A 22523-nucleotide genomic window follows, 5' to 3' on the forward strand; every position below is an offset into this window, starting at 1 on the left:
TTCTTTATCTCTATTTTGAGAATTTCTACAATTACTCACTAATCTTTATTACTACTTTCATTTACTGTAACTCGCATAATTAAGTAACCTTTTATTCATTAGTCCCTTTGGAAAAAGATGGGGGGATGCTTGTATGAGAATTAATTCTGCCTCTTTTAATAAAGGCTGATTAGCATTCGGTAAAACAGCAAGGATTTTTACAATTAACTGATCTTTATCGAAAGAATGTTGAAGTTCTATACTGTGGTGTTTTCTACTTAACAGTAGGCTTCGATGGGTTGCAATCCGCGCCCTTAAATTTCCACTGCATCCAATATAAACTTTATTATTTTTATTATTCTCCAAAACATAAATTCCAGCTTTATTTGGAAGATCTCCATTTCTTTTATACTTCAAAAGCTCATTTTTTTGCATCATTAAAACCAACTCCTTTTACAATTTAAGGAAAATAATAACTTAACAACAGCCTTTAGTACAAATCTCCCCACTATAAATTTCTATTTATAAGAATAAAAACACCTGGTTCACACCTAATGATTATAGGATTATTTTGAGATTCAATATTTTTAGTTAACTGTCTACAGTTAACTGTCTTTTATCTATTAAAGTTAATATATTAAAAAAATTCATCTTTTTAACATAAAAAATTTTTTTAGCTTAAAATCTTAAAAACTTAAGAGGTGAATTATGTGAGAAACAATCCTAAAAATTTTTCAGTTAAAATAATTAAAGGACACGCATATGTCTATTCCTGGTCCTACCGTAAAACATCTTATCGTACACATTCGCTATCACAACGCTATCATTGGAAATATAGAGGAAGATATGGAACTCGAAGGGTTAGAGATTTTATGAAGCGTTTAACTGTAGCAGAGCAAAATCATTTAAAAGAGGAAGTTGAAAAGAAACTTAAAATACATAAGGAAATTCAAAGAAAAATTGAGGAGATGCTACAAACTGAGCCTTTCAAATCTCAACATAGTATAATACTCAAGACTAAAAACAGAATAATACGCGAGCGTGCTTTGCAAAAGTTTTACAGTAAATTAAATTCTATTGTTAGAAAAGGTGAAATAGATTAAGTTAACATCCTAATATAAAAATTAAATAAGCAAAGAATATTTAGATAATATTCTTTGCTTTTTATAACCTACCTTTTTAACAATTCTATAAATTTTCCCAATACAATCTTCTAATATAATATTTTTTATTTATTACTTCAGTAAATTTTACGACTTCCTTTGTTGTTTTGTGTTGCAACATAAAAGAGAAGTGGTAAGGATTATTGCACTACCACTTCTCTTTTATTTCAGCTATTTATTAATATGCATCATTATTTACGTCTATAACTTCTCCAGTTCGTGATCCCACAGAATACATTCCATAAAATTTTTCTTGATTTTCCTCCTGTGAATATTCATAAACTTTTATTATATAGTCACCTTCTTCATTGATTCCCCCCTGATCAGCAACTGTTAAGTTACTATCAGCTGGTAATTTTAGATATTCTCTCACAAGTTGCTCTGCCTGTTCTGGTGTTAGTACATTTTCTCCACTAGTATTTTCTTGCGCTTGGTTTGGCGCTTCTTCTTGAATTCCATCTTCTTGAGTAGTATCACGTTCTCCTTCACTACTACCATCCTCTATACCAATATTCTCATCACTAAAGTCTGGGGGTGGAATATGCCCCTTTTTATAGTCTCCATCATAGCCAGCACTTGGCCCCGTTTGACAGTTTACTGTTCCATCAATAGAAATGTTGTTCCCATTTCGTACGAACTTTAACTGGCAATTTGGACCTCCTTCTCCATCCTTAACTTGTAATGCTACATTCCCATTGATTTTTGCAGTTCCGTCAATTTCAGTTACCTTAACTCCACCATTTAGTGCTTGTTCTACGCTTTGAACAAAAGTAGCATTAATATTAAACTTAAAGGTATTTCCCTTAACATTAGATATCGTCATTACTGACCACTCAAATTTTTGAGGGCGTGTCCATTCCCCTTCCCAGTTAGTTTTATTTTCAGTACCTGCTTCTTTTTCTGCTTTTTCTTTTTCTTTCTGTTTTTGAATTTCTTCATAATCAGTAATTACAATGGGAATTGATATTATTTTCCCTTTTAAGTCCCCTTTTTTAACCTCCAATACCATTACAGTACTCTTAGCTTCTGGTTCTTTCTTAGCCGTTACTACTATACTATTTTTATTCTTTTTGAATTGTGCAATTCCAGTTTGATCAAATTTTATCTCTAAATTTTTCGGGTTAAATGTTTTGAAATCTGTTGTGAAATTAGAAAAGTCAAAGTATTCTTCTTTTACTTTAACAGATTTATTAGTATTAGCTTTTAGTTGTACTTGGAGAGTATTTGCTTTTATCCCTTTGCTTTTTTCGCATTTCCCAACATCTTTATTTGACTTGTAAACTACTGTTTTTAAAAATTCTTTTTTGAATTCAGTATCTTTTCTTATACCTTCTATACTAAATAAAACATTCCCCCCAGTTACTAACTTACTTTTTATATTTCCACATAAAAATTTTGTTTTCTCTCTAGTAGAATATCCTGCTGCTATCTTACCATCTAAATCTGCTTTTAAAGACCCTCCTGCACCTAACCCTACTATGTGATAGGCCTTAATTTTAAATCCCATTTCAGGTCCTAGTTCAACGTTTGCCTTGCCCAGCCCATCTAATTGTGACGTTAAGTTCCCTTTGTTTTTATATACAATGTCTGGTGTCTTTTTCTTCTTGTACACTATTCCATTCTTTGTAATGTTTTCGTATTTAACCGTATATTTAAAATCCCCACTTGCTGTAACCTTTGCTACAAATTTCATTTCACCTTCTATGGAAATACCTGTTGTGCCTATAGGAAACTCACCTTTACCTAGGTTGAAACTGAAGTCACCTTTTTCTTTCTTCCCACCTATTTGTTGTACCATTTTATTAAAATCCTTAATCTCTTGAGCCTCGTCTACTTTCTTTCCTTTACGTATATTTAAATCTGCTTCAACCTTCGAAGTGGTAACAAACTCAGCCTTTTTTACATTTAAAAACCTACTATCAATGTCTACATCTACTTCTGGTTTAAGTAACTTTATACGTCCACTTAGTTTCACCTTTGCCTTACCAATGTTGATACTATTTATCCTTAATTCTATACCCGACTTTTTGAATTCTGCTCCTACCTTTTCTTCTTTATCTAATATGCTATTTTTAAATTCATACTTTGTTTCATCTTCTACTAACCCCATCAAAGCAGATATTTGTGTGTGTGGTTCAAGTGCTGCTACTTCTTCAATACTTACACCTGAAGCAGGTTTAAAGTTTTCTTTTGTAAATTCATATGTTTTATTTATGTTTATTTGCTCATATAGTTCAAAGAAATTAGGTTCTTCTACTGTAAGGTTATATGCCTCATTTTTTTCTTGTTTCTTAACCACCTTCACTGCAACACCAGTGGGTTCCTGATTAGTTTTTAAAACCAGAATATCTCCAACTTTCACGCTTTTATCATACCTTTTAGATACTGAAACTTGGTTATCCGAAGCTTCAATAATGTCCTCATCTTTTACTACCTTCAATTTAGGGCTTAATTTTGCTTCTTCAACTTCTTTTCTGTCTGTAGAGAAACTTTGGAGATATTGGCCATCTACATTTTCTCCATCAGTATATGTAAGCCCCTTTTTAAAATTAATTTGATAACTCTCGCCTTCTTTATATCCACCAGCAGGAGGGTAAATTAGAATACTTTTTCTGTCAGGGCTTAACCCCACCTGCACACTAACTCTTTGATAATTTTCATCTAAAACATATACATTACTTGAAGTAATACTATTCACATTAATTTCCTTGTAAAAAGAAAATTCCCACACCTTATTAGTCTCTACGTTATTTTCTGTGTCTACATTATTTGGGATATTTTCGGTCTCCCTAACTGTTTCCTTCTTAACTGAGATACTTTTAGAATTTTGAGTAGCTACTGTTTCTGTTCTCTTTTCACTCATTATTTTATATGCTTGAATAACAATTGCGCAGATGACTAATAGTGCAAGAACATATATGACTATTTTTTTCATTCCCCTACCCCTTTTACATAGGCTTCTTTTTATTTACGGGCAAAACTTTCTTAAACTTTTTTTACTCCTTCCTCCAGTTTTACAATACAAAAGACTCAAGTCTAAACTCCCCTCCTCATATCGATATATATAAATAATAACCATATTATGAATATATTCCTATATATTTTAATGAATATTCTGATTTATATTTTTTTGTTGATTATCATAACTATCACTTAGAGAGTTTAACTTATAAGAAGAATCGCATTATAAAATAAATAAGAACATTCTTGTTTTATGATTTTCGACAGTTTAATTTAAAACGAGACTGGATATTATTTCCTTATATCTGTATCTATTAATAAGATAAAACGAATATAGTTATAAAGTCATATTACTAATCCTAAAAATAATAACACTATCTTAGCACCCTAAATTTCTGTATAATATTGTTAATCCAATTAATAGGGAGGATAATTAATTGTCTAGTCAATTTTCGGCGGGCAACTCAGCAATCGGTTATATTTATCAAGTTAGATATGCACTATATTTAATACTAAAAGATGAAAATCTTGAAAAAGATGTAGCAATTGAAAGATTAGATGATGTTTCTTTTGAAGAAAATGGAACCCCCCAAGAATTAATTCAATTAAAACACCATACTAATAAAACAGCCTCTTTAACAAATAGCAGTTCCGACTTATGGAAAACAATTAGGGTGTGGAGTGAAGCTATTAAGAAAAAAGAAATTGAATTACCAGGGGTGGTTTTATCATTAGTAACTACTGGAGTAACCCCTAAAAACTCAGCTGCATACTTTATTAAAGCAAACTCCCATAGAGATCCTAAACAAGCTAGAGAAATTCTATTATCATTTATAGATAAATCAAAAAGTGTAGATAGAGTTAACTATGATGCTTTTCTTAGCCTAACGGATGATGAACAACTAGAGCTTGTAAGAGCTATATATATAGTAGATGGTAGTCCTGACATTATAGAAGTTTCTGACTTGATCAAAAATAGGTTGAAATTATCAACTAAACGAAATCATTTACAAGCGCTGTATGAAAGAATAGAGGGTTGGTGGTTTAATAAAATAATTAATCACCTTGTAGGTAATTCTATAGATTTTGTTTCTGGTTATGAAGTCCAAGATGCCATTACTGATTTTGCAGACCAACTAAGATCCGATTCCTTACCTATTGATTACTATGATGAAAATCCGACAGGTAATCTTAACGAAAATATGCTATTCATAGAACAGCTTCGCTTACTCAATTTGGATAATAAAAGTGTTGAGCTATCAATAAAAGATTATTATAGAGCTTTTATTCAACGGTCTAGATGGGTAAAAGATGAACTGCTTTTTGCAGGTGAGCTACAAAGATATGAAAAACGATTGTTTGACGAATGGGAAAGACAGTTTATTAAAGTTAACCGTTCAACTCGAGATACTATCGAAGAAACTTTTATAGATAAGGGTTTAGAAGTCTTTGATTGGATGAATGACTCTCAGATCCATATTAGAGCAAATTGCACAGAACCTTACGTAATGAGAGGCAGTTATCATATATTAGCCGACAAAAAAGATTTATCTTTAGGATGGCATCCAAAATTTAAAGAACGAATTAGCAAATTATTAGAAAGTTATAAGGAGCAAAAAATATGATTTCTTGGGAGCTTAGAGCTACGGAAGTAGCACATTATTATAACCCTGCTTATGTAGGAAGGCTGTTAAAAGAATTTATTAATGCTTATGAAAACGAAAAGCCTGAAGGTGTTCCTTATGAATTAACTTTTATTGCATTACCGTTAGTAATATTAAAATCTTTTAGATTAGCGCTGCCTAGAACAATAAGAACCCAATTACATAACTGGATTGAAGAAAATAGTGATTACAAAGTTGAGTTTGCAGCCACAGTTAAAGAACTAATCCCTATCGTAAAAGAAACTTTAATATTTTTATTACAAAAAAACCTATTAATAATTAATGATAAAGGCAAGTTAGTGATAGGTTCTGAAAGGTTAAATAGAAAATATCACAGAGATACAGAGGAGATTTTAGAAAGTATAGACAAAGCTAAATTTATGGGCAAATGGTTCGCAAAAGCTGGAGAGGTTACAACTATTTATGCGTTATGGGGGATTAGACCGTGACTATGCAAATAAAAGAAATAACTCTTTATAATAAGCGAGGAGAAATCAGAACTCTTCCCTTCAATATAGGTACAGTCAACGTAATTACAGGTAAATCTGGAACTGGAAAATCAGCTATTATACAAATTGTTGATTATTGCTTAGGTAAGTCCGAGTTTGGGATTCCAGATGGAGTTATTAGAAATGCTGTATCTTGGTTTGCTATAAAGCTTTCAATGAATGAAGGAGAAATCTTTATAGCGAAACCTACACCACGAGGAAATGCTGAGAGTCAAAGTAGGGCATTTATAAAGATTGGTAGAAAGATAGAAACCCCTATGCTAGATAAGCTAATAATAAATAGCAATGACGATGCAATTAATGATTATCTTTCAAAGGTTATTGGTATAAGTTCGAACCTAAATATACCTTCTGAAAAACACACTCGTGATGCTTTAGAAGCCAACTTTAAGCATACCAAATTCTTTTTATTTCAAAAGCAGAGTCTGGTTGCAAACGAACAAGTTTTATTCCATAGACAACTCGAACCCTTTATGCCTCAAGCTATAAAGGATACTCTTCCCTATTTTTTAGGTGCGGTGAGAGAAGATACTTTAAAGTTAAATTATGATTTACGTAATTACAAAAGAAAATTAAAGTTATTACAAAAAAAGATTACTGAAACACAAAAACTTAGTGGCAAAGGAACAACAAAATTAAGTGGTTTGTTTGAAGAAGCAAAATCCGTTGCGCTAGTTGATAATAATATTTCTGTAACTAATGAGCAAGAAATGATTTCAGTTTTAAAAAATGTCCTACTATGGCGCCCTTCTACATTACTTGATAGCCAAAGTGATCGATTAAATGAATTGTTTGAGGAGCGTAAACAACTATTACAATCATCAAGAAGCATATCTGAGGAAATTAAAAAGATAAATTCTTACGAAAAAATGATAAATTCTTATTCTGAGGAAGTTAAAAGTCAGGCTTCACGTTTAGAATCAATTGGCCTTTATGATGAATCTGAAAATGATAACCTTTGTCCTTTATGTTCCTCAACTCTTAATATTATTCCACCTACCATAAAAGAAATGCAGAGTTCATTAGCTGGATTATCGAAAAATCTCTTGAATGTAAGTTCAGAGAAAGCAAATTTAGATAACTATCTAAATAAGCTCAAACAACAGCTATCTGATGTAAAAGAAGAATTACTGGAAAAGAATTTACAAATAGAAATGTTAAATGCACACGAAGACTTTGTTAAAGATATTGAAGATAAAAATAATAAAAAAGCCTGGGTGGTAGGACGTATAAGTCTTTTTTTAGAAAACATTGTACCTTCAAATGAATTATTATTAGAAGAAAATGAGATTAATGAACTTGAAGCTAGAATAGAGGAGCTATTAGATAAGCTAAGCGAAGAACGCACTGAGGAGCTTATAGATTCAATTCTAAACTTAATTGGAAGACAGATGACTACTTGGGCTAATGATCTCCAACTAGAGCATTCTAAATTTCCATATCGTCTAGATTTGAAAAAATTGACGGTTATAGCAGATAGTGAAGAACGCCCTATTCCTATGCATAAAATGGGAAGCGCAGAGAATTGGTTAGGATGCCATTTAATCACCCTACTTGCTCTTCATAAATTTTTCATACAAAGAAAACGACCAGTACCAAATTTTTTAATCCTCGATCAGCCAACTCAGGTTTACTTTCCTTCAGAGGTTTATCAAAAACTTGAAGGAGTCAGTGGTGAAATAACTGATGAAGATAGCATTGCAGTTAAGCGAATGTATGATTTATTATTCAATGTGTGTGAAGAATTATATCCAGACCTTCAAATTATAGTATTAGATCACGCAAATATAAAAGATAACAGATTCCAACGCTCTCTTGTAGAAAAACCTTGGAGAAATGATCAAGCTCTAATTCCAAAGCATTGGATATCTAATTAAATTTCTTTTAAAGAGTAAGTTACACTTAAACTAAAAATACAAACAGTATTTTTAGTTTAAGTGTATTTTTAGTTCTCCATATTAGTAATAATATTTAAAGCTAAGATTATTCATAATTAACCTCTTCAAATTTTCCCACTAACCACAGATTATTTTGTCTAGCTAGATTTCTATTCATTATTAAGTGGTGATACATAACATTATCCATCCCAAAAATCCCCAAATTTATCTGCGATTCTATCATACATTTCTTCGCCGGACTTTTTCTTCTCAAGTTCCAATATTTCCTCAACACACTCCTTATTATCTTCTAATTCTTTTGATGTAGGAAACAGAACACTTATATTTGTATTAGTACTTTTTGAGGGATTCAAGCCCATAGAAATCGCATTTCCTTTAAGTCCAACTTTTTCTCGCATATTTGGAAAATAGCTCGAAATATATAAATTATTTGAAAGAGTGACATAATGAAGTAGCTCTTCTTTAAGTTTTCGATTTTCTTTGGATAATTTCTCATTTTCCTCCTTAGCTTTAACTAGTCTTTCATTCTCTTTTTCTAACTCTTTTGCCTTATTGTATAGATTAATTCTTGACTCTTCTAGATAAAACAATTGATTGACTAATTCCATTGGATTAGTCCCATATCGTTCAATAATATAATCTATATTAACGTGATTTATTTCATCGTTTTTATCCAAGTCTAATTCCCGGCCGTCTACCATAGGTTTGTTAATTAAATCTATTTTTTCCTGAATCCTTCTACGCCATATTTGTCTTCCTATAATGCCGCCAGTACATTGCTGAAGATTGCTAGGATTTATCTTTTCTCCACGCAGCTCAGCTTTAACTTTTAATGCAATTTCAACTAAATCGTCATCAGTAAACCTTGTAAGAGGACCTCTGCTCCCATTCAACCTCACTTTTCTATCTTCAGGGAATTTTTTATTAATCCATTTTTTGATTACACCTGCAATCCGGTGATATAACTCGATACTACTACTCATAATGGTATTTCTCCTCCAGTAATCTAGCATCAATTATCGCTTTATGATCAATATATTTAAAAAGTTGAATAGCCAGTGATTTACTCTCATTTTCATTCAACTTTTTGATTCCTTTCAAATCCTTATATGTATCTAAGCTTACTGTTGCCATCAAATCAAGTACCTTTATGACGTTTTCTTCAAGTTCTTTTGAATGGCTTTCTAGCCACTTAATCCCTTCTTTATATTCATCAATGGTAGGTTTAAATGAATAGTAATCTTCACAAAGTCTACAATCTTCTACACAATTACTTGGAAAGTCAATATCTCTACAGAAACCGTAATCAACTTTACGCCATTTTTCTTTTTTTACTTTTTCATCTGTGTCTATCCCCGATTTGTAACGGTCTATTTGCTTACTATTTAAACCAATAAAACCATCAGACATCGAAGAGCCAATTTCCCCTTCCACCTTCTTCTGCGCTAATTTATATACATATGAAGTCGCAAAGTGTTGTGCGTGGGTATAATAGTTACCTGGGGAGGTTATTCGCTCGTGTCCGGCCAAACGCGTAATTGACAGGATATTGAATCCTTGTAGAAACATATTTATAATAGCAAAATGTCTTGTATCTCCAGGCTTTACTTGATCTAATTCAAATTCACCATATTGTTCTTCTACAACTTCCTCATAAAAATGTTTTATAAGTCGATGAAATTTATCATCGTTTTCTACATCTTCAGTTGTAACTCGTGAAGGCATAAACCTTTTATTTATCCAGTCCAAAGGCGTTATAAGATACTTATTAGATTCAATACCCATTCCCTTTAACCATAAAGAATACTTATTAATTAGGTCATATACTCTCTTGTTAATAAGTATCTCTTGTTCCCAATGTGTTTCGTCTAAAGACGATGAAATCATCTTGAAACGAGGTATTGTTATCCAATACGACATATCTTTTTTAACCTTTAAACAGTCAGCTTTAATACGTAAAAATTCAATAGGACGAATTGGTATAATATTCGTCATAGTCCACCAGAGAAAAACAGGATAAAATTTAATTGTTGTTTCCATTGGATAAGTCACAAAATAATCATTCACACAATCATTGAAAGTTAAAACATCCTTAAATACAGGAAGATCCCGACTTTTTTTTTCACCCTGCTTTAGACCCTCGAAAATCTCCATAACTTTATTTTTTATATTTGGAACAGAATAAAAGCTAAGGTAGTTAACTAACGCCCTTCCTTTAAGATAACTATCTTCAACATCTAGAACTTTGAGAAAAAATTCTTTAATGATTTCTTCATCTTTTAAACCTTTTGTTGACACTATTGTTTCTTTTAAATGTCTTAATTCAGCTCTAACCGTCTTTGCTTTATTGCCTGATTTTCTTAAAAGTAAAAGGTAGGCTTTAAGAGAAGGCACAAACGAATTGTATCCCCCTAAATCAAAATTAAATAGTATCCACTTACACTGGATTGTGCAATAGAAATGCCAAGTTATATCACTAAATGAATTGGCTTTTACATAACCAACTTTTTTCATCCCCTCTAATAATTCTTTATATTGATTATTATTAGTTTTTGCATTAAAAGTATATTTCTCCGATACTTCGATTTTATAGTTAAGTTCCTCTGTTAGGACGCTTGTTATTTCCATTCAGATCACCTATTCAACAAATTTTTTACTTCGCAAATTTTGAATTCCCTCACGGATTTCGTCTAAGGAGATAAAACTATAAACTTGTTCTTTTGGTAAAGTTACTTTCGCCTCACTTAAGATGGTTAACGCAGTAATTAGCAACCTTTCATCTCTTTTAAAAGTGCTCTCATATCTTGCCTTGTTCATTGACCTCACCAACCTTCTAAATTCCTTTGCAGCCTCTAGTAGGACGTAAAGTTGAGGAATAAAATATTCACAACCAAAACAATTTTTTCTACTTGGATATTTACAACTTGGATATACCATACATTGCCCAGGGTTTGTTTTAGCCGGCATTTCTTGATTAAAGATTTTCTTAATCAACTCAATAAGATCATTTTCAGGAAGTCTAGACAATTGTTGAATAACATTCTGCCTTTTTTGGTAGTTATCATTCAAAAAATGTGCCCAATCTTCAAGTTCCTTGAGCTTTATTTCATTTCGTAAAGTTTCTATTGTATTTGTTCTTTCTTCTAAAGACTGAATTGCCTCAGTATCTTCCAAGGCCAATAAAATCATATAATTATATAACCATCCAAAATGACCACGTTTAAATAAATTTTCTGAAACTTTGTTTATTGAGCCATCTTTATTCATTACTTTTACATAAATAGACGTTGTATCACTGATTCCAGGATTTTCTTTTTTATCTTTGTGTGAACGTGAGTATTTAACAAACGAAAGTGCAATATCTGCATTATCTGCATCTTCTTCTACGAGGTGGTAATATAAATAAGTCATTGTACTACGATTCATTTTTCTATTCCTAAACATTTTAAGCTCTGGTTTCTTATCAAAAAAATAAAGATGATTCTTAGCGATATTATAAGATCTACCTGCTCGAGTGATAAAAGTAAAAAGAAGCTTTTCACTGCCTTTTCTTCTTCTGTGAAGCTCAGAAATGACTACGGCGTGTGCAACACATTCTACAAGAGTAGGCTCGACTAAGAATGTTAGATAAGACCTTGTTTTATTTGTACACTCTGGTCTTAACTTAATATGAAGTTCATTTATTATGGTTTGGCACTGCTCCATTGACATTCTATTTTCCTTAAACCAATCGTGGCGGCTAATTCCTATTTGTTCCAGAGTTATAGGTGGAACTTTTTCTACTATGTCGGAGTGTCTCCATACATCTGTTAGATGAATTAAAACATACACCCACATATTTGCGTAAGAAGCGCTCCTCAAAGCTCTTGGGAGGTGATCTTCAATCCTTCTTGCGTACAAATTAATCTCTTGATATATTTCAGGAGAGTATAATTCTAATTCTTCATCATCCTCTTCTTTTCTATTTTCTTTAATTGAAAACTTCTTTTTCAACTCTATATCTTTTAATGCAAAAGCAAAATCTATAAAAGTACAAAAACGCTTTTTAACATAAACAGGTGCCGTAGTTTTAATTAAGGCTGATTGTATATCATCTTCAATACCTTCACCTATATCCTTAGATAATAACAGTAATATTTTCTTGTACATATTTACATTCTCAGCAACCAAATCTTTTACTCTGCTCCCCTTTGAACGGGTTTTACCTATAACCTGCGTTACGTATTGTATGAATAAATCCGTAATTTCAGGTATTTCGGGATTTATTATTTTGAAGACACGTTCCTTAAATTCCTTTATCATATTTTCTTTTGAATAATAATCATCAGTTTTAACTACAGGGCGTGTCTCTCTTTGTAACCACTCGTAGTTATCGATATATTCAGAAACTTTATCAACTGGAATTAACCACCTACCTTCAATTTTTTGAAAATGAGGAATATCCCCTTTTTTAATTCTATAAGTTACTGTCTGTCTAGTTTGTCCCACCTTTTCACTAAATTTATTAATGGACATATACTTTTCTTGTACTTCTTTTCCTGCTAGTAGTATTTCTTCAACGTAATTACAAGGGACCATCCACGTATTTCTGGACATATAAGCATCTGGAATTACTCCCTCTTTGCAATAATTTTGAACTGATGATTTACTTTTCCCAAGTCTTTCTGCGGCTTTACTTACAGTTATATATCCTTCTTTTCTTTTATGTTTTTTTATTAAACCTTCTAAACTTTTTCTTTTAACATAAGCCACCTTAAAGAAAACAAATTTGTCCTTGTCTGGAAGTCTATTTTCTAAATTGGGCAATTGTATTAAGTCTAGTTTTAATTCCTTTGCAACTTCAGAACGGCTAACAAAATCACCAGTATCAAGCTTCTCTTTAAGTACTAGTAAAGTTCTTAATTTTTGTTGATGTTTTGATATGTAAATACCTTTTGAAGTAAGTATAGTTATTTCTTCAGCTTTAAGCTCCCCATTATTTATCATACGTTTGATGGGACTTTGACTAATTCCCAACTTCTTAGCCAACTGAATAACAGTAAAATAATTTTCCTCAACACTCTCTTTATTTAAAATAATATTCAGAATTATCAATTTGGGTATTTGCCACGAATTATCAATATTCTTACTGCCTTTAAACAAACCTTGTCTACAATAGCTAGTAACAGTCGTTGGTTTTACCTCACCTAAAACTTCAGTCAAAATAGTTGAAACTTGTTTGCTTGTTAAATAATCTCGGGTTTCTGCATTGAGCTTTTGAATAGCTTCTTTAGTACTCAGCATCTATTTCTTCTTTCCAATAATCTAGGAATATAATCATTATTCAACTCTTTAAACGCATCTTCTATTTTTTCACGCAGTCTGCTTGTCTTCGCAATATAAGGAAGGGCGGAAGTTATGTGCTTGTCACCACGTTTATATGCAATTAAAAATGGATTATCTGTACGTTCTGCAACCATATTAGTAAAAGTGCCTCTACCAATATGTGTAGACCAATCTACCATTCGAAGGTGATCTGCAACAGCAATATCATCTACATCACCGTAGACCTTTAAATAATTACAGAAAGCTTGTTTTACATTATTAAAATATTGATTGTAACTTTTCGCAGTCATTGCTTTTCCCCGTGCATTGATAAAGAGGGCGTCACTACCATTAATTGACCTGAATCGAGCTATATGATCCTCAAATAAAACAGTTAGCCAGCCTTTAACATTAAAGACCTCCTGTGTTCTCGGTCGTTTAACTTCTGAGCTTGTTTGATCCTTTATATCTGTTCTATAATTACGATTCTTAATGTTCAATATAAAATCTCCATTTTTAATCCTTCTCGTTACTTGTGCTCTTGAAAGGTTAACTACTTCTCCACAACGTAGCCCTCCCATAAACTGTAGATAAATTCCTAAAGCAATTCTTGGAGCTTCTATTACCGTTATTTCCAACAGAAGCGGGAAGTACTTAAGTGGAAACAAATGCTCTTTTTTATCTTCGGCTAATCTAGGATAAATGACTCCTTTGAACGGAGACTTGTAATATGTTGTTTTTGAACTGCCCCACTGTAATTCTTTTTGAACAAATTCTTTCTCTTCAATCTCAGGTAAAAACCCTTTTCTAGATAGGAAAACATAAAAGTTAGTTAAAGTTCGTTCATATTGTCGGACCGTTCCCCCGCTAACTTCAAGTTGATTCAAAAAGTTAGTAACGTGAGAAAGCTTTAGTTCGGTGAGGGACTCTATTTCTAATCGCTTTTCATTTAAATGAATATAATTTAAGAATTTCACTATGTTATCCGAATGCTTTTTCATCGTGTTAAAACTCTTAGCTGAATATCTTTGTAAAATAAATTCCGATAAAGGATGAATTACCTTGACAGTTGCACCACTACCTTGATTTATTTTTTTAGCAGAAATTAATGCAAATTTCTTTTTAACATTGTTTTCTCCCCAATCTATCTGCATCACATCAGTAAAATACTTAAACCTATAAATTGGTAAAACCATTGTATCAGTATTATCCACACGGTTTAACAATTTCACTCCCCCATTCTTATCTTAAACAGTATTTCTAGCAGCCTTGATTGTAATTCTTGCTTCTAGGGTCCTCATTCTCACTTCTGACGAGCCGTACACTCTCCCTAATGCTATGTCTTAATAAACAAAAAATATGTACAAACTTAATTGGTAACATTTGATTAAGATACCTTATAATGCTATTTTATTACGTTTTATATTATATGTACACACAAAAAAATCTCTATAAAATCAAAAAAGCCTTTCATATCAATAGAACTATTCAATCTAATATAATTTAATATGTTCAAAATATTTATGTACAATGATATGGCGATAATGGATCGAAGTTTAAATCATTTTTGGAAAATCAGTTATGGCCAAATTTATCCCACTTTACAAAAGCTTGTGAATAATGAACTAGCAACGGTTAATTCCGTTGCTCAAACTGATAAACCAGATAAAAAAGAGTATGTCATAACAACTAAAGGAAAAGAAGTTCTGCAAGATTGGCTGCGTGAACCTATTAAGCAGCTCCCTTCCGAAAGAAATGAAATTTTGTTAAAACTCTTTTTTAGTAGTCAGCAAGAAAAGCAGCTCACAATTTCCCAGTTAAAAAACGCTCAGCAGAAACTAACTGAACGTTATACCATGTATTGCGGAATTGAAGACAGCATTTCTAACAGCCCTTCTCCCGATAGAACGTATTGGCTTATTACCCTAGACTACGGTAAACGAACAACGTGTGCTTCGATAGAATGGTGCAAAGATACGATTAATAAATTATATGATGAGGAGGCGCATAATTTATGATTCATTCCAATCGTATGATGGCTAAGCCCGGTCAGGAGTTGGTCGTCTTTGTTATAGGAATGCGCATTAATAAGTGGACAGCCGTACACAAATGGTTCCCTGTATTTAAAGCAATGCCTCCTATGATTCGCGAGTTGTATACAAACAAAAACCTTGGCTTTTTATCTTTGCAAGGAACTTTTAATTTAAGAACCATCACGCTGATTCAATATTGGGAGTCAGTTGAGCAATTGACCTCCTATGCCAAAGGTCCTCAGCACTTAAAAGCTTGGAATTCTTTTTATAAACAGGCTTCAAAAACGAATGCAGTGGGCATTTATCATGAAACGTACGTCATTCCTGCAGGAAATTATGAATCAGTATACGTGAATATGCCTTCGTTCGGTTTAGCTAAAGCGCTTGGATCTGAAACCATAACGAAGCATACTCAAACTGCCAAAAAACGTTTGAATGTTAAAAAGCCGCTTTAACTAAAAGCGGCTTTCGTTATATTTGTTATACATATATTTTCAGCATTTGATTGGCACCTTTTTGAAATTCATACGGGACGTCTGCTATTTCTGTTCCTTTTACTAGAGGCGCAATCTCTTCTAACAGCTGCGGCAAATAAGTAGAAAGCTTTCCGCTTAAATTCGTTAAAGGAAACAAACGTACTTCCTCTTTTGTAACGCGTATCAGTTCTTTTAAAGCTTCTAAATGAAACGTATAATCTAACCGGTCACTGTACATAAATAAAAAGTTTGCACAAAGCGTTAAATCAAACTCGTTCTTTTGAAACGGCAAATTAGGAAGTGCTCCGTACTGATAGGCTTCGGGGTTCTTTTTCATATGAGCAATACAATCTTTTAATGCTCTTTTTCGATGTTCAGTTAAATCATCAATAGACGAAAAATACTTCCACACATACTGTTCCTGTACGTGCTGCATTTGATTCATCGTATGAATTAAATCCAGGCTTCCTTTCTTTTCAAGCTCTTCTGCCGTAAATTTATAGGCAATATCACAGCTAGTAGCCTCCGTACCTTGCTGCAAGGCATGAGCAGTAAAAGAACAGGCCCCGCTAGCACAGTCTAACACTTTTTTTCCTTTTAAATACTTTTCATCCAAATTAAACATAGCTCTGTACTCTTCAAACGTTCTGCCGATAAAAACAACTCGGTCAATTCCTAACTTTTTCTTTGCTAAACTCAACTCTACTCAGCTCCTATCTTTTACATAGACTTTTATTTTACAGAAAATTGGATTAAATTCCAATAGTTTATGTAGTAATTAGTTTAATCACTATCTTTTGAAGGCCTAAAAACAGGCCCCAACACATAACTCCTATCGATAAACTCATAAACAAATGAAGAGAGTTTTTTAAGCAAATATAGACGACAGCAAGTAGTAAAATAGTGCCTGGGAGTCCATAAAGAACGCCGAGTGTAAACTGACTGACCACTTCCTTTTTTCTCCTTGCACTGATAACCATACAATACTTAGTAAGCTCACAATTGGAAGGGCAGCCACAATTCCACCGTATGTCGGAAATCTTTTGGCCATTTCTGTTACCCCTGCAATAATAAGAGCCGACATTAAAATTTTGATGATACTATACATGTTTTGCACGCTCGCTCAATAACTGAAAAGCCTGTTGAATCAGCTGCTTTTCAGATGCTGTCATTTCGCGTAAAATAGCTGATACTTTTTCTTCATCCAAGCTTGAATTCCGTTTTAATAGGTCTTTTCCTGCTTCTGTTAAATGCAGAATTACTTTTCTTTCATCATGTATATCTCTATTTTTATATACATACCCTTTATCAATATTTCTCTTTACGTGTTCAGATGCCGTATTATGTGAAACGTGTAAATAATCCGCAATTTCTTTTATTCCAACCGAAGATGATTTGTCGATATGCTGTAAAAGACGTATGGTTTGGTGTGTAATTTTCTCTTGATGCGTATAGTGCAAATGATAATAAATAGACGTCCAATAGCTGTTTAACTCCTCTACTTTCATGATCCTGCTCCTTTATATCGTATTTTCAATTATTATCGTATTATACGATATATATTACAGAAACGACACCCAGTTTTCAATACTACCTTCTTTTTATCTTGTATCTCACATAATAATACGATTTAACAGTTACACTAATTGTACACACTGTGAAAGGCGGTTGTATGACATTGATTCTTCGACTGTTAAAATGGGTTCCGAATCTCTTTACGATTGGAAATTTGCTAAGCGGCGTATTTTCCATAGCCTTTAATATGAACAGCTACGAACGCTTAGCTGCTCTTTTTATTTTTCTAGCCGCTTTTTTCGATTTATTTGACGGCAAAATTGCGAGAAAGCTGAAAGTTAACAGCGAGTTTGGTGTAGAGCTAGATTCTTTGGCTGATATTATCAGCTTTGGCGTAGCGCCTGCAATGCTATTTCATACTCTTTCTCCCCACTCTTGGCTAACCGTACTCGCTTTTATGATTTATCCAAGCATGGGCGCATTAAGATTAGCTAAATTTAGTGCAAATCCAACCATAGGTTATTTTATAGGGCTTCCTATTCCTTTTCCCGCTCTAATTATCGCACTGCTTGGCATGTTTTATTACGTAAACCCTTACCTTATGATTATGTTAGCTATTTTGATGGTTAGCCCTATTCGCGTAATGAAAATTTAAATGCAATAAAAGACAGACAAAATGCCTGTCTTTTATAGTGCTGTCCATTCTTCACACAGCATTTTATGCTTAAATTTCAGCTCATGTTCTCTTTTTTCAAGCTGAGCTTGTAAAGACAGCCACTCCTTATTATCAGGTGCTGAGCATAATTTTTCTTCAAGAGACAGTAAGGAATCCAGTACGTCTTCAAGCTGAGCAGCCACTTCTCGTTGCTGTTTTATGTTCATTTTTTTCAACAGTAGTTTTTCATTTTTCTTCATTTTTTTCACCTCTTTCTTTTCTTTACCCAATGGTGAGTGTTTTAGTATAGAAAGTATTATATGGTTAAAAATATTTCTCCTGTAATAAAGATCCTTTAATAGCTTATTTTATTTTTAATGATTATTTAGAACATAGTTTAATAAGATTATTATATCTGATACAATTAGTAATACTTTTACAAACCGTGATATACTTAAAAAAAGAAAGGATGATGAATAGAAAATTATGCTGCAAAAATTTGGTTTTTCTCAGTATGAAAGTCAAGTATATGAAGCGCTGCTTGCGAATGATGGCCCGCTGGATGCTAGTTCAATTGTTACGTATTCGCATGTTCCAAAAGCAAAAATTTATGAAGTGCTTAATCGTTTAATTGATAAAGGTATTGTAGTAAATACATTGTCCGGGAAAAAGAAACTTTACTCAGCGGTAGCCCTTCAAACCGTCATTCAAAAACTTACTGCTGATTTTGAAAATGACATTAATGAATTAAAAACATATAAAATTAAAAAAACGTTTACAGATGATCATGTTTGGAGTTTAAAAGATAAATCCTCTATTTCTGCTCACATCGAACAATTGATTCATGAAGCGGAATCTTCTATTATTTTATCCGCGTGGAATGATGAGTTAGCACATTACCGCTCATTGCTAGAAGAAAAAGAGAAACAAGGCGTAAACGTCGAGGTCTTAACCATAGGAAACTTGCAGACTGCCCTCAAACATTTACATACATTAAATCCAATAGATGATCATAAAAACCTTGAGCCGTCGCAGTTGATTATTGTTGACGATGCTTACCTTTTATTTGCCGGCATTGAACATGAGACATGGAAAGCAATAAAAACCATGTCCCAGCCGCTTGTAAAAGTTTTTGCTGATTTCTTTTATCATGACGTTGCACTTACCCATATTACAAAGAAATATCAAGAGCAGCTTCTTCAAGATTCTGAGATCATGGATCTGCTTACTCGCCTGCGATATTAAAAGGTTACTAATTCATTAGTAACCTTTTTAATATTACCTATTGAAATCCTTTCTAAAAAAGGTTACTATTCTAGTTGTAACTTTTTAAAGAGGGGGTTTTTTGATGAATAAAAAAGTTTACATACTTGCGATTGCTTCTTTTGTTGTTGGAACGGTCGAATTAATTCTAGGAGGCATCTTAGACTTAATTGCCGATGCATTTCATGTATCATTAGCAAAAGCAGGTTATTTAATCTCTATTTATTCGTTTGTTTATGCCTTGTCTGCGCCGATTTTACTAAATGTGACGGCTAAGATAGAGCGTAAAAAAGTTTATATGTGGACATTATTTATTTTCTTATTGAGCAATGTATTTTCAGCCTACAGTTCGGGCTATTATATGCTACTGATTGGACGTATTCTTGCTGCTGCGAGCGGTTCTTTTATCATTGTACTATCTACCACAATGGCTTCTAGAATGGTAAAACCTGAATACCAAGGCAGAGCAATTGGCATCGTATTTATGGGAATCAGCGGCTCACTTGTTTTAGGCATTCCTCTTGGTATTTTGATTGGAAATGCGCTTGGCTGGCGTCAAGTATTTGTTATGATTGCAATTTTGACTGCCATTATTATGATTACCGTTTGGTTTACAATGGAGCGTCTAGCTCCTGCTCCAATTGTACCGTTAAAAACTCAGGTAAAAGCTTTACGCAATAAAAAAATGCTCGCTATTCACCTAGCAACATTATTTGTACTTGCGGGCCATTTAACGCTTTATGCGTACTTCACACCATTTTTGCAAGAAACACTAGGATTAAATACAACGATGGTGACCATTATTTATGGTATTTTCGGTCTTGCTGCCGTGGCAGGAGGAGGACTTGGAGGAGCTGTTTCTGATAAATGGAACCCTTCTTCATCTGTTATCACCATGATTGCTCTCTTTTTTGTTAGCATGATTGCTATGCCTTTTGGCGTTCATTTACCATTTATTGTGTTCTTGCTTCTTATGATCATTTGGAGTGCGCTCAGCTGGGCGGTTTCACCAGCTCAAAGCAATTTAATTATCCATAGTGCACGCGACACGTCGGACATTTTAATCAGCACTAATGCAGCGATTTCACACGTAGGAATTGCGATCGGCTCCTATGTTGGAGGAATTGTCGTTAATCAATACTCTGTTATTTATAACGGCTGGGTCGGGTCTATTTTTGTTTTGCTTGGTCTTTTCTGCTCTCTTTATGCGGTAACACGAACAGAAAGCACAGCAGATACGCTTCACAGTAAATAAGCTTTTATAAAAAAAGCGTACACATATAGTGTACGCTTTTTTTGATTATGATGGGTCTCCATGCATTTCAGCTGCAAATTGAGATTCGGACATGACGATAAAACCATGCTTTCTTAGCAACGCAGTCGTTACCCCTTCACCGGCTAATTTAACATTTGAAAATGCTCCGTTATATATATGTTCACTTCCACATGAAGGGCTGTTTTCTTTTAGTACAATAACAGTAGCTTTTATTTCTTTTGCGATGCTCAGTGCCTTATAGGCCCCGTCTATGTATATATCTGTCACGTCTTTTCCCGATCGTTCAATAACTCGCGCATTTCCGTTTATTACGTCTATTCCCGTTCCTTTTATAATTTCTGCCGGTTCTCTAGGCGTGTGAAATCCACCTAACAGTTCCGGACACATCATCACCGCTTCTTTATTTTCAACGAGCGCTTCAATTTCCTTAACTAAGGCACTGCTTCCATTATATCTGCAAGCTTGACCTGCTAAGCAGGAACTAACCAGAATCACAGAATTCTCCCTCCCATAAAAAAACACTTCTCATTCATCATACAAAGAATATATGATGAATGGAAGTGTTTACCTTTTATATTTTATTCAAGATCACGCTTTGACTCCTGCTCTTTGTCTCGATCCGTTTTCGCTTCAAATTCAGAGCGAGTCATTACGTCCTCTACATGCATATTTACTTCTACTACCTCTAATCCCGTCATATCGTGAACTGATTTTTTTACGTTATTAACAGTTTCAGAGAAAATGGCTGGAACATTTTTTCCGTATTCGACAATTACTTTTAAATCAAGGGCAACTTGCTTTTCTCCTACTTCAGCGTTAATCCCTTTTGTGATATCTTCAGTGCTGCGGAAGCGATCTGTTAACCCGCTCATAAATCCGCCGCTCATTGATAAAATTCCTTTAATTTCATTAGCTGCAATTCCAGCAATTTTTTTAATGACTTGATCTTCAAATGTTAATGTATTTTGATGTGTATTTTCCTGAGATTTTACTGCTGTATTTGTTTCATTAACTGCCATAACTAACATCTCCCTTAAAGTGATTTTCTATCTTCCTTTAGTAAAGAATCCTACCCAAGCATTTATGTCTAAATGACCGTCTCTCCACTTCCCGATTACATAACCAATTCCCATAAAAGCTACAATTAGCAGCGTGGGGCCAAAACCAATTGTTAATAGCAAAATTGCCAACACTAAACCTGCCAGAATACCAAGTACTCGGCCACGGTACGGAATCAATTTATCTGGAGTACTCATTATGTCCCTCCTTCATCACACAACACGCTCTTTCTTTCGTGTTTGTGTATCTGTTAAGTCAATACGGACGGAGTGAACAGGAAGCTCAAGTAAGGCCTCCACGGCGCGTTTTGTTTCAAGCTGCATCTCTTTTCCTAGTGTTGGTAGTCCATCTCGTCCAAACAACGAACAGTTGATATACAGACTAACTTTTTCTTTGCGAGAATGAATAGAGGCATGGACTTCAGGAGAGCGTATTCCCTGAAAGCTTCTAATTGCTCGTAAAGCTGTAGATTCGATCGTTGCTTTAGAAATTGTTATTTTGCCTTCACCAGTTACAATTGCTAAATTCTTCTTAGGCGGTCTGCTAAATATGCCTGTTAAAAGAAAAATAATAAAAATAACAGCTAAAAATGCGCTTATTGATAAAATTGTGTAGTAAAACCACTCCTGATGCTGCCACTTTTCTAACCAATTTGAAAGGTGAGGAACCCTATAAACCATCAGTGCTAACATACCTGAACAAATCAGTCCTGCAATTCCAATAATTGCGATTAAAAACCGATTAAAATTATTCAATTTTCCACCTCAT

At 33.4% G+C, this 22523-nt stretch carries 22 protein-coding genes and 1 pseudogene; 9 read left to right on the forward strand and 14 right to left on the reverse strand.

Annotated elements, in window-relative coordinates; genetic code table 11:
- Positions 1-57 precede the first annotated feature (57 nt).
- Positions 58-417 (reverse strand): GIY-YIG nuclease family protein, encoded by a 360-nt coding sequence (locus AC1D0Y_RS21525; RefSeq protein ID WP_477707906.1) that lies wholly within the window; start codon positions 415-417, stop codon positions 58-60.
- 272 nt (positions 418-689) lie between these two features.
- Between AC1D0Y_RS21525 and AC1D0Y_RS21530 the strand changes: the two genes are divergently transcribed.
- Complete coding sequence (locus AC1D0Y_RS21530; RefSeq protein ID WP_477707907.1) at positions 690-1082, forward strand: hypothetical protein; 393 nt, start codon at positions 690-692, stop codon at positions 1080-1082.
- A gap of 238 nt (positions 1083-1320) precedes the next feature.
- On the opposite strand, the gene AC1D0Y_RS21535 is transcribed toward AC1D0Y_RS21530, so the two are convergent.
- On the reverse strand, positions 1321-4077 hold the full coding sequence (locus AC1D0Y_RS21535; protein WP_477707908.1) for an Ig-like domain-containing domain: 2757 nt from the start codon (positions 4075-4077) through the stop codon (positions 1321-1323).
- Positions 4078-4540: 463 nt separating this feature from the next.
- Between AC1D0Y_RS21535 and AC1D0Y_RS21540 the strand changes: the two genes are divergently transcribed.
- Genes AC1D0Y_RS21540 through AC1D0Y_RS21550 form a run of 3 tightly spaced genes read left to right on the forward strand, consistent with a single transcriptional unit; the run spans position 4541 to position 8153 of the window.
- Entirely contained in the window at positions 4541-5728 is a 1188-nt protein-coding gene (locus AC1D0Y_RS21540; RefSeq protein ID WP_477707909.1) for an ABC-three component system protein, read from the forward strand.
- On the forward strand, positions 5725-6216 hold the full coding sequence (locus tag AC1D0Y_RS21545) for a three component ABC system middle component (RefSeq protein WP_477707910.1): 492 nt from the start codon (positions 5725-5727) through the stop codon (positions 6214-6216). Before AC1D0Y_RS21540 ends, AC1D0Y_RS21545 begins: the two co-directional genes overlap by 4 nt.
- A 2-nt stretch (positions 6217-6218) precedes the next feature.
- Positions 6219-8153 carry a DUF3732 domain-containing protein gene (locus AC1D0Y_RS21550; RefSeq protein WP_477707924.1) on the forward strand — a complete coding sequence of 645 codons (1935 nt, stop codon included), beginning with the start codon at positions 6219-6221 and terminating at the stop codon, positions 8151-8153.
- Between the two features lie 200 nt (positions 8154-8353).
- Here AC1D0Y_RS21550 and AC1D0Y_RS21555 read toward each other — a convergent pair whose 3' ends face one another.
- Genes AC1D0Y_RS21555 through AC1D0Y_RS21570 form a run of 4 tightly spaced genes read right to left on the reverse strand, consistent with a single transcriptional unit; the run spans position 8354 to position 14704 of the window.
- Positions 8354-9157, reverse strand: a complete 804-nt coding sequence (locus tag AC1D0Y_RS21555) for a hypothetical protein (protein ID WP_477707911.1) — start codon at positions 9155-9157, stop codon at positions 8354-8356.
- Positions 9150-10802, reverse strand: a complete 1653-nt coding sequence (locus AC1D0Y_RS21560; protein WP_477707912.1) for a hypothetical protein — start codon at positions 10800-10802, stop codon at positions 9150-9152. Before AC1D0Y_RS21560 ends, AC1D0Y_RS21555 begins: the two co-directional genes overlap by 8 nt.
- Positions 10803-10811: 9 nt before the next feature.
- Positions 10812-13457, reverse strand: coding sequence for a hypothetical protein (locus tag AC1D0Y_RS21565; protein WP_477707913.1), 2646 nt, complete (start codon positions 13455-13457; stop codon positions 10812-10814).
- Positions 13451-14704: a hypothetical protein gene (locus AC1D0Y_RS21570; protein WP_477707914.1), complete on the reverse strand. Its 1254-nt coding sequence runs from the start codon at positions 14702-14704 to the stop codon at positions 13451-13453. Before AC1D0Y_RS21570 ends, AC1D0Y_RS21565 begins: the two co-directional genes overlap by 7 nt.
- Positions 14705-15022: 318 nt before the next feature.
- Here AC1D0Y_RS21570 and AC1D0Y_RS21575 point away from each other — a divergent pair, with 318 nt between their 5' ends.
- Together AC1D0Y_RS21575 and AC1D0Y_RS21580 are read left to right on the forward strand one after the other, a co-directional pair.
- Entirely contained in the window at positions 15023-15496 is a 474-nt protein-coding gene (locus AC1D0Y_RS21575; RefSeq protein ID WP_477707915.1) for a PadR family transcriptional regulator, read from the forward strand.
- The gene (locus AC1D0Y_RS21580) at positions 15493-15966 is read left to right on the forward strand and encodes a DUF4188 domain-containing protein (RefSeq protein WP_043982854.1); all 474 of its coding nucleotides are present in this window, start codon (positions 15493-15495) and stop codon (positions 15964-15966) included. Before AC1D0Y_RS21575 ends, AC1D0Y_RS21580 begins: the two co-directional genes overlap by 4 nt.
- A gap of 25 nt (positions 15967-15991) precedes the next feature.
- On the opposite strand, the gene AC1D0Y_RS21585 is transcribed toward AC1D0Y_RS21580, so the two are convergent.
- The 3 genes and pseudogenes from AC1D0Y_RS21585 to AC1D0Y_RS21595 all read right to left on the reverse strand — a co-directional run bounded on the left by AC1D0Y_RS21585 (position 15992) and on the right by AC1D0Y_RS21595 (position 17495).
- Positions 15992-16687 (reverse strand): SAM-dependent methyltransferase, encoded by a 696-nt coding sequence (locus AC1D0Y_RS21585; protein WP_098432927.1) that lies wholly within the window; start codon positions 16685-16687, stop codon positions 15992-15994.
- A 67-nt stretch (positions 16688-16754) separates the two neighbouring features.
- A pseudogene (locus AC1D0Y_RS21590) lies at positions 16755-17095 on the reverse strand (DUF3147 family protein).
- Positions 17088-17495, reverse strand: coding sequence for a MarR family winged helix-turn-helix transcriptional regulator (locus AC1D0Y_RS21595; protein ID WP_013057279.1), 408 nt, complete (start codon positions 17493-17495; stop codon positions 17088-17090). Before AC1D0Y_RS21595 ends, AC1D0Y_RS21590 begins: the two are co-directional and overlap by 8 nt.
- A 170-nt stretch (positions 17496-17665) precedes the next feature.
- On the opposite strand from AC1D0Y_RS21595, the gene pssA reads away from it, so the two are divergent.
- Positions 17666-18157 carry a CDP-diacylglycerol--serine O-phosphatidyltransferase gene (gene pssA / locus AC1D0Y_RS21600; RefSeq protein ID WP_176526105.1) on the forward strand — a complete coding sequence of 164 codons (492 nt, stop codon included), beginning with the start codon at positions 17666-17668 and terminating at the stop codon, positions 18155-18157.
- A gap of 32 nt (positions 18158-18189) precedes the next feature.
- On the opposite strand, the gene AC1D0Y_RS21605 is transcribed toward pssA, so the two are convergent.
- Positions 18190-18417 carry a hypothetical protein gene (locus AC1D0Y_RS21605; protein ID WP_028408327.1) on the reverse strand — a complete coding sequence of 76 codons (228 nt, stop codon included), beginning with the start codon at positions 18415-18417 and terminating at the stop codon, positions 18190-18192.
- A 226-nt stretch (positions 18418-18643) separates the two neighbouring features.
- Here AC1D0Y_RS21605 and AC1D0Y_RS21610 point away from each other — a divergent pair, with 226 nt between their 5' ends.
- On the forward strand, positions 18644-19402 hold the full coding sequence (locus AC1D0Y_RS21610) for a TrmB family transcriptional regulator (protein WP_060745498.1): 759 nt from the start codon (positions 18644-18646) through the stop codon (positions 19400-19402).
- Between the two features lie 103 nt (positions 19403-19505).
- A complete protein-coding gene (locus AC1D0Y_RS21615; RefSeq protein ID WP_025751718.1) occupies positions 19506-20675 on the forward strand; it encodes an MFS transporter in 1170 nt (389 codons plus the stop codon).
- A 45-nt stretch (positions 20676-20720) separates the two neighbouring features.
- Here AC1D0Y_RS21615 and AC1D0Y_RS21620 read toward each other — a convergent pair whose 3' ends face one another.
- From AC1D0Y_RS21620 to amaP, 4 genes are all read right to left on the reverse strand, one after another.
- Positions 20721-21191, reverse strand: a complete 471-nt coding sequence (locus tag AC1D0Y_RS21620) for a 2-thiouracil desulfurase family protein (protein WP_028408325.1) — start codon at positions 21189-21191, stop codon at positions 20721-20723.
- 83 nt (positions 21192-21274) lie between these two features.
- Positions 21275-21715: an Asp23/Gls24 family envelope stress response protein gene (locus AC1D0Y_RS21625; RefSeq protein WP_025751716.1), complete on the reverse strand. Its 441-nt coding sequence runs from the start codon at positions 21713-21715 to the stop codon at positions 21275-21277.
- A gap of 27 nt (positions 21716-21742) precedes the next feature.
- Positions 21743-21952, reverse strand: coding sequence for a DUF2273 domain-containing protein (locus tag AC1D0Y_RS21630; RefSeq protein WP_016764344.1), 210 nt, complete (start codon positions 21950-21952; stop codon positions 21743-21745).
- 15 nt (positions 21953-21967) lie between these two features.
- Positions 21968-22510: an alkaline shock response membrane anchor protein AmaP gene (gene amaP, locus AC1D0Y_RS21635; RefSeq protein ID WP_025751715.1), complete on the reverse strand. Its 543-nt coding sequence runs from the start codon at positions 22508-22510 to the stop codon at positions 21968-21970.
- Between the last annotated feature and the right edge of the window lie 13 nt (positions 22511-22523).

This window comes from Priestia sp. P1_B12_1, from assembly GCF_056406695.1.

What these genes read in the sequence shown, in the direction of transcription:
- AC1D0Y_RS21545 (WP_477707910.1), top strand. Translation starts at nt 5,725, where the DNA reads ATGATTTCTTGGGAGCTTAGAGCTACGGAAGTAGCACATTATTATAAC.
- AC1D0Y_RS21560 (WP_477707912.1), bottom strand. Translation starts at nt 10,802, where the DNA reads ATGGAAATAACAAGCGTCCTAACAGAGGAACTTAACTATAAAATCGAA.
- AC1D0Y_RS21605 (WP_028408327.1), bottom strand. Translation starts at nt 18,417, where the DNA reads ATGAAGAAAAATGAAAAACTACTGTTGAAAAAAATGAACATAAAACAG.
- AC1D0Y_RS21615 (WP_025751718.1), top strand. Translation starts at nt 19,506, where the DNA reads ATGAATAAAAAAGTTTACATACTTGCGATTGCTTCTTTTGTTGTTGGA.
- AC1D0Y_RS21535 (WP_477707908.1), bottom strand. Translation starts at nt 4,077, where the DNA reads ATGAAAAAAATAGTCATATATGTTCTTGCACTATTAGTCATCTGCGCA.
- AC1D0Y_RS21580 (WP_043982854.1), top strand. Translation starts at nt 15,493, where the DNA reads ATGATTCATTCCAATCGTATGATGGCTAAGCCCGGTCAGGAGTTGGTC.
- AC1D0Y_RS21625 (WP_025751716.1), bottom strand. Translation starts at nt 21,715, where the DNA reads ATGGCAGTTAATGAAACAAATACAGCAGTAAAATCTCAGGAAAATACA.
- AC1D0Y_RS21610 (WP_060745498.1), top strand. Translation starts at nt 18,644, where the DNA reads ATGCTGCAAAAATTTGGTTTTTCTCAGTATGAAAGTCAAGTATATGAA.
- AC1D0Y_RS21565 (WP_477707913.1), bottom strand. Translation starts at nt 13,457, where the DNA reads ATGCTGAGTACTAAAGAAGCTATTCAAAAGCTCAATGCAGAAACCCGA.
- AC1D0Y_RS21630 (WP_016764344.1), bottom strand. Translation starts at nt 21,952, where the DNA reads ATGAGTACTCCAGATAAATTGATTCCGTACCGTGGCCGAGTACTTGGT.
- AC1D0Y_RS21595 (WP_013057279.1), bottom strand. Translation starts at nt 17,495, where the DNA reads ATGAAAGTAGAGGAGTTAAACAGCTATTGGACGTCTATTTATTATCAT.
- AC1D0Y_RS21575 (WP_477707915.1), top strand. Translation starts at nt 15,023, where the DNA reads ATGGATCGAAGTTTAAATCATTTTTGGAAAATCAGTTATGGCCAAATT.
- AC1D0Y_RS21525 (WP_477707906.1), bottom strand. Translation starts at nt 417, where the DNA reads ATGATGCAAAAAAATGAGCTTTTGAAGTATAAAAGAAATGGAGATCTT.
- AC1D0Y_RS21555 (WP_477707911.1), bottom strand. Translation starts at nt 9,157, where the DNA reads ATGAGTAGTAGTATCGAGTTATATCACCGGATTGCAGGTGTAATCAAA.
- AC1D0Y_RS21550 (WP_477707924.1), top strand. Translation starts at nt 6,219, where the DNA reads ATGCAAATAAAAGAAATAACTCTTTATAATAAGCGAGGAGAAATCAGA.